This is a genomic window from Pseudonocardia sp. NPDC049635 (genome assembly GCF_040659795.1).
GTDB lineage: Bacteria > Actinomycetota > Actinomycetes > Mycobacteriales > Pseudonocardiaceae > Pseudonocardia.
In genome coordinates, this window is the sequence record NZ_JBFAON010000043.1 from 20,942 (window position 1) to 27,581 (window position 6,640).

General features: G+C 72.9%; 7 protein-coding genes and 1 pseudogene. 3 read left to right on the plus strand and 5 right to left on the minus strand.

Annotation, left to right across the window (positions count from 1 at the left end; all coding sequences use genetic code 11):
* Positions 1-51: 51 nt before the first annotated feature.
* From AB0J24_RS28230 to AB0J24_RS28240, 3 genes are all read right to left on the minus strand, one after another.
* A complete protein-coding gene (locus tag AB0J24_RS28230; protein WP_358686872.1) occupies positions 52-999 on the minus strand; it encodes a cysteine synthase in 948 nt (315 codons plus the stop codon).
* 61 nt (positions 1,000-1,060) lie between these two features.
* The gene (locus tag AB0J24_RS28235; protein WP_358686874.1) at positions 1,061-1,336 is read right to left on the minus strand and encodes a MoaD/ThiS family protein; all 276 of its coding nucleotides are present in this window, start codon (positions 1,334-1,336) and stop codon (positions 1,061-1,063) included.
* A 114-nt stretch (positions 1,337-1,450) separates the two neighbouring features.
* Positions 1,451-1,945 carry a M67 family metallopeptidase gene (locus tag AB0J24_RS28240; protein WP_358686876.1) on the minus strand — a complete coding sequence of 165 codons (495 nt, stop codon included), beginning with the start codon at positions 1,943-1,945 and terminating at the stop codon, positions 1,451-1,453.
* Between the two features lie 134 nt (positions 1,946-2,079).
* Between AB0J24_RS28240 and AB0J24_RS28245 the strand changes: the two genes are divergently transcribed.
* On the plus strand, positions 2,080-3,741 hold the full coding sequence (locus AB0J24_RS28245) for a bifunctional UDP-sugar hydrolase/5'-nucleotidase (RefSeq protein WP_358686877.1): 1,662 nt from the start codon (positions 2,080-2,082) through the stop codon (positions 3,739-3,741).
* A 6-nt stretch (positions 3,742-3,747) separates the two neighbouring features.
* Here the strand turns inward: AB0J24_RS28245 and AB0J24_RS28250 are convergent, their stop codons facing one another.
* A complete protein-coding gene (locus AB0J24_RS28250) occupies positions 3,748-4,299 on the minus strand; it encodes a DUF2017 domain-containing protein (protein WP_358686878.1) in 552 nt (183 codons plus the stop codon).
* 22 nt (positions 4,300-4,321) lie between these two features.
* A complete protein-coding gene (gene clpS, locus AB0J24_RS28255) occupies positions 4,322-4,642 on the minus strand; it encodes an ATP-dependent Clp protease adapter ClpS (protein WP_358686879.1) in 321 nt (106 codons plus the stop codon).
* A gap of 38 nt (positions 4,643-4,680) precedes the next feature.
* Here clpS and AB0J24_RS28260 point away from each other — a divergent pair, with 38 nt between their 5' ends.
* Positions 4,681-6,009 (plus strand): nicotinate phosphoribosyltransferase, encoded by a 1,329-nt coding sequence (locus tag AB0J24_RS28260; RefSeq protein WP_358686881.1) that lies wholly within the window; start codon positions 4,681-4,683, stop codon positions 6,007-6,009.
* Between the two features lie 6 nt (positions 6,010-6,015).
* Positions 6,016-6,537 (plus strand): annotated as a pseudogene (locus AB0J24_RS28265) (isochorismatase family protein); the annotation flags it as partial.
* Positions 6,538-6,640 lie beyond the last annotated feature (103 nt).

The following is a 6,640-nucleotide window of genomic DNA, read 5'->3' on the forward strand; positions in this document are numbered from 1 at the left end:
CTCCGACGGTACCGGCGTGGATGCCGGATTCGCCCGTACCGCGCCCCCGGGTCAGGCCCAGAGGTGGCCGTCGATGCCCTGGGCTGCGGAGCCCAGGTCACCGGAGTACGCGCCGGTCGACAGGTACTTCCAGCCGCCGTCGCAGATGATGATCACCACGTCGGCCCGCTCGCCGGCGTCGAGGGCCTTGTTCGCGACCCCCAGCGCGGCGTGCAGGATCGCCCCGGACGAGATCCCCGCGAAGATCCCCTCCTGCTCGACGAGCTGACGGGTGCGGCGCAGCGCGTCGTAGCTGCCGACGGAGAACCGGCCGGTCAGCACGGTCTCGTCGTACAGCTCGGGCACGAAGCCCTCGGAGAGGTTCCGCAGCCCGTAGACGAGCTCGCCGTAGCGCGGCTCGGCCGCGACGACCTGCACGTCGGGCTTGTGCTCGCGCAGGTACCGCCCCGCACCGACCAGGGTGCCGGTGGTGCCCAGACCGGCCACGAAGTGGGTGATGGAGGGCAGGTCACGCAGGATCTCCGGGCCGGTGCCGCGGTAGTGCGCGTCGGCGTTGGCCGGGTTGCCGTACTGGTAGAGCATCACCCAGTCCGGGTGCTCGGCGGCCAGCTCCTTGGCGACGGCGACGGCCTGGTTGGAGCCGCCCGCGGCCGGCGAGGAGATGATCTGCGCCCCGTACATGGCGAGCAGCTGGCGGCGCTCCTCGGAGGTGTTCTCCGGCATCACGCAGACGATCTCGTAGCCCTTGAGCTTCGCGGCCATCGCCAACGAGATGCCGGTGTTGCCCGAGGTCGGCTCCAGGATCGTGCAGCCGGGCGTGAGCAGGCCCTGCTTCTCCGCGTCCTCGATCATCGCCAGCGCGGGCCGGTCCTTGATCGAGCCGGTGGGATTGCGGTCCTCCAGCTTCGCCCACAACCGCACGTCGTCGGACGGGGACAGCGACGGCAGCCCGACCAGCGGGGTGTCGCCGACGGCGTGCAGCAGCGAGTCGTAACGCAACGGGTCCTCCTCACGGACCGGTGCCGGACGGGGCGTACCCGCCCGGCACCCGGAACAGCTGTCAGCGCCCGCCGGCGACGGCCGGGAGGATCGTGAGCGTGGACGACTCCTTGACCGGGGCCTCCAGGCCACCGGCGAAGCGGACGTCCTCGTCGTCGACGTAGATGTTGACGAAGCGGTGCAGCTTGCCGTCGGTGATCAGACGGTCCTTGATACCGCTGTGCCGCGACTCCAGGTCGTCGATGACCGCGGAGACGGTGTCACCCTTCGCCTCGACGGTCTTCTCACCGCCGGTGTGCGTGCGAAGGATGGTGGGGATGGAGACGGAGACGGCCATCTCGGTGATCACTCCTGGTCGGTTGCTCGGTCGTGCTCTGTACGCGGCAACGCAACCGGCGTCCGGCGCCATTCCCGCGCGACCTCGCCCGCGCGGGTGCGGGGGGAGGGTGGATCAGCTGCGGTCGGGGACGTCGTCGGACCCGGTGTGGGCGAACATGTAGGACTCCACGACCACCAGTTCGTCCTCCACGACCTCGCCGTCGACGAGGTGGAAGGACCGGATCTCGGGCCGCGCGTCGGCGGTGGCGAGGGCCACGATCAGCCAGTGCTGGTCGGGCGTCCACTCCATCTGGGCGACGTCCTTCACCGAGGGATACGCCTCGGGCAGCCCGCTGTCGGTCATCGGCCGGCGCGGGACGCGGGTGTGCGAGTGCACGACGAGCATGCGGCGCTCCCCGGCGGCGTCGAGCTCGCGCTCCAGCCGGATGTCCTCGGCCGGGGAGAAGGCGAAGTCGCTCTCGATCTCGTCGGCATTGGTCATCGGGACGTAGCGCTCGGGGTGCTCGCCGGCCTCGGGCCCGACCAGCTGCCCGCACGCCTCCAGCGGGAAGTCCCGCCGGGCGTGCGCGACGATCTCGTCGACGAGGTCCGATCGGATGGCCAGCACGCAGGTCACGATACGGGGCGGTGGCCGGGGACGGCACATCCCCGGTCGCGAGGAGACGACGTTCACGGGCTCGTCACGCCGGGTTGTGACGCCGCGCACGGCGCGTGTGGTGTTGCGTCGCGATACTGCCGGCCATGCCCGTCTCCTCCGGTCGTCGCACCGGCCTCGTCCTGGCAGCGGTGTTCGTGATGGTCCTTGCGGTGGCGTGGGTGGTCGACGCCCGCTCGACGGCCGGTTCCCCGCAGATCGTCCGGGTGATCGCGGTCAACGACCTGCACGGGAACCTGGAACCGCCCTCCGGGTCGTCGGGGGAGGTGACCGCCGACGACGGCACGGAGATCGAGGCGGGCGGTGCCGCCTTCCTCGCGGCGCACACGCAACGGCTGCGGGCCGAGCAGCCGGCGAGCGTGCTGCTCTCGAGCGGGGACAACGTCGGCGCCTCACCGCTGGCGTCGGCGCTGTTCCGTGACGAGCCGACGATGGAGCTGCTGGACACGATGGGTGTCGCGGCCTCGGTCGCCGGGAACCACGAGTTCGACGAGGGGCTCGCCGAACTGCAGCGCCTGGTGGCGGGCGGCTGCCACCCGGTCGACGGCTGCCGATTCGGCCCGGCCTACGACGGCGTGTCGTTCCCGGTGCTGGCGGCGAACGTGACCGTGGACGGCTCCCCCGTCCTGCCCGCGCACACCGTGCTCGACGTCGGTGGGGTCCGGCTCGGCGTCATCGGGGCCACCCTGGCCGAGCTGCCCGACCTGGTCTCACCGGACGGGATCCGCGGCGTCGAGGTGGGCGACGAGATCGCCGCGGTGGACGCCGCGTCCGCGGAGCTGACCGCGCAGGGCGTCGACGCCCAGGTGCTGCTGGTGCACCAGGGGGACGGAGCCGGGCCCGGTGGCCCGGGCAGCTGCGCGGTGGAGCCGGGCGGGCCCGGGTCGGCGATCGCGGCCGGGGTGTCCGCCGATGTCGACGCCGTGTTCTCGGCGCACTCGCACCAGCAGTACGTCTGCAGCGTCACCGATCCGGCCGGGGCGCAGCGTCCGTTCGTGCAGGGCCTGTCCTTCGGGCGGCTGTTGTCGGTGGTCGACCTGGCGGTGACCGGTGACGGTGAGGTCGACCGCGCGGCGACCACCGCGCGCAACGAGATCGTGACCCGGAACGTCACGCCGGACCCGGCCGCGCAGCGGATCGTCGACACCGCGGTGCGGGAGTCCGAGCCGCTCGCGCAGCGCCCGGTCGGCACGCTCACCGGGCCGCTGTCGCGCACCGCCGACGCGTCCGGGCTGTCCCCGCTGGGGACGGTGATCGCCGACGCGCAGCTGGCCGCCTCCCGCGGCGACGGCGCCCGGCTGGCGCTGACCAACCCGGGCGGGGTCCGGGCCGACCTGGTGCCCGGCCCGGACGGCCGGGTCACCTACGGGCAGGCGTACACCGTCCAGCCGTTCGGCAACATCCTGCAGACGATGACGCTGACCGGCGCGCAGCTGCGGGCGGTGCTGGACCAGCAGTTCACGGTGGACGACGGCCCGACGGTCCTGCAGACGTCGTCGAACGTGCGGTACTCGGTCGCCGGGGACCGGGTCACCCGCATCGAACTGGACGGCGCCCCGGTCACCGACACCGCGACCTACCGGGTCGCGGTCAACAATTTCCTGTCCGCGGGCGGCGACGGGTTCGACGCCTTCACGGCGGGGACCGACGTGGTGGGCGGTCCGGTCGACCTGGACGCGTTCGTCGCCCACCTGGAGGCGAACCCGGGGCTCGGGGCGCAGCCGACCGACCGGGTCACCCGGGACTGAGCGGCGCTACAGCGCCTTGAGCCGGACCCGGACCAGTGAGTCCTGGACGAAGGTCAGCCAGTGGTAGACGCCGAGGTGCTGGGACCGCGGATCGTCCTCGGGCAGCTGCTCGGGCATGTCCTCGCTCACGTCGAGGGCGGTGCCCAGGGCCAGCCGGACGTCGTTGAGTGCGGCCAGCCAGGCGTCGGCCTGCTCGGTGCTGAGCTCGACCCGGCCGCCTGCCTCGGGCAGCGTGTCGAGCACGGTCCGTGCCGCCGCGTCCTTGGCCTCGATCAGGGCCGGCTCGTGCAGCGACCGCATGCCACCGGCGAGGTCGGAGTCCTCGGTGGTGAAGTCGGGCAGCAACCGGGCGAGCACCCGGTCGGTGGGCCGGGTCGTCGGCCCGGTGCGGATCCCGGTCAGCTCGGCGAGCTCGTCGGCCGGTGCCAGCGCGGCGCGGCCGGCGAGCATCTGCCGCACCTCGTGGAACAGGCCGCGCAGCACGGCCGCCTCCTCCCCGGAGAACCCGGAGGTGTAGCGGACCCGTTCGCCGCGGCCGCTGCGCTTCCAGCCGTTCATGTGCCGTACCTCACAGCCGATCTCATGTGCGCTGCATGGTGGCCCACAGGCCGGCCGCGTGCAGCTGCGCGACATGACCCTCGACGGTCTCCTTGTCCCCCGAGGAGACCGCGGCCCGGCCCTTGTGGTGCACGTCGAGCATCAGGGCGTTCGCCTTGGGCTCGGGGTAGTTGAAGACCTTCTGCAGCACGTACGTGACGTACGACATGAGGTTGACCGGGTCGTTCCACACGATCGCCTGCCACGGGGTGTCCGGGGTGGCGTCGTTGTCGGTGTGCGGGTCGACATCCGGGTCGACGTCCGGCGAGACCTGCTCGGTGGGCGACGGGGACGGCGCGGTCATGCGCCCCATGGTGACACAACGGGCATAGGCTCTCCGTCATGACCGGCCCCGTCCCGGAGGGCAGCACCGCCCTCCTGACCGACCGCTACGAGCTCACGATGGTGGCCGCAGCGCTCGCCGACGGCACCGCCGACCGGGCGTGTGTCTTCGAGCTGTTCGCGCGCAGGCTTCCCGACGGCCGCCGCTACGGCGTCGTCGCCGGGACCGGACGGTTGCTCGCGGCGCTTGAACGGTTCCGGTTCGGCCCGGACGAGCTGGCGGCGCTGACCGGGGTGGTGGACGCGGCGACGCTGGACTGGTTGCGCGACTACCGGTTCACCGGTGACGTCGACGGCTACCCGGAGGGTGAGCTGTACTTCCCCGGTTCCCCCGTGCTCACCGTCACCGGCACCTTCGCCGACGCGGTGATCCTGGAGACCCTCGCCCTGTCGATCTACAACCACGACTGTGCGATCGCCTCGGCGGCGGCCCGGATGGTGACCGCGTCGGCCGGTCGGCCGTTGATCGAGATGGGATCGCGGCGCACCCACGAGGAGGCCGCCGTCGCCGCGGCCCGGGCCGCCTACCTGGCCGGTTTCGCGACGACGTCGAACCTGGCCGCGGGCCGGTGCTACGGCATCCCGACCGCGGGTACCGCCGCCCACGCCTGGGTGCTACTGCACGACGACGAGCGGGCCGCGTTCCGCAGCCAGGTCGCCGCGCTCGGGACCGGCACCACCCTGCTCGTCGACACCTACGACATCCGCACGGGGATCGCGAACGCCGTCGAGGTGGCCGGCACCGGGCTGGGCGCGGTGCGGATCGACTCCGGCGACCTGGGTGTGATGGCCCAGCAGGCCCGTGCGCAGCTGGACGCGCTGGGCGCGACCGGGACCCGGATCGTGCTGTCCGGGGATCTCGACGAGTACGCGATCGCGTCGCTGCGGGCCGAGCCGGTGGACTCCTACGGGGTCGGGACGTCGCTGGTGACCGGGTCCGGGGCGCCGACCGCCGGAATGGTCTACAAGCTCGTCGAGGTGGACGGTCGGCCGGTCAGCAAGCGGTCGTCGTCGAAGGAGTCCCGGGGCGGCCGCAAGTCCGCACTGCGCCGGCACAAGCCCACCGGGACCGCCGTCGAGGAGATCGTGTTCCCGCACGGGGCGCCGCCCGCCACCGGGCCGCACGACCGGGAGCTCCCGGTGCCGCTGGTCCGCGGTGGCGAGCTCACCTCGCAGGCCGCCGCCGAGACCCTGGAGGACGCCCGGGAGCGGCTCCGCGCGGGGCTGGTCGCCGTACCGTGGGAGGGCCTGAAGCTCTCCCGCGGGGAGCCCGCGATCCCGACCACCTTCATCACCACCGCCGACACCGCCTCCGGCACGGAGCACTGAGGACCCATGACACGCGCACTGATCGTCGTCGACGTCCAGAACGACTTCTGCGAGGGCGGCGCGCTGGCCGTCGACGGCGGCGCCGCGGTCGCCGCCGGGATCGGCCCGCTGGCCCGCGACGGGGGCTACGACCACGTCGTGGCGACCCGGGACGTGCACGTCGACCCGGGCCCACACTTCAGCGACACCCCGGACTTCGTGGACTCGTGGCCGCCGCACTGCCGGGCGCAGACGCCGGGCGCCTCGTTCCATCCGCTGCTCGACGTCGGGCCGATCGAGTGCGTCTTCGACAAGGGCGCCTACACCAGCGCCTACTCCGGGTTCGAGGGGGCGAGCGACAACGAGTCGGGGGTGCCGCTGGCCGACTGGCTGGACGCCCGCGGTGTCACCGAGGTGGACGTCGTCGGGCTGGCCACCGACCACTGCGTCCGCGCGACCGCGCTGGACGCGGCCCGGCTCGGCCTGCGGACCAGGGTGCTGCTCGCGCACTGCGCCGGGGTGTCCCCGGAGACGACGCGCACCGCACTGACCGCGCTGGGCCGGCCGGGTCACGTCCGGCTCCGTGCACGCGTGGGTGGCCGGCGCTGGGCCGGGATCCGGGCCGCCTTCGGCCAGTTCTTCGGGTCGAACT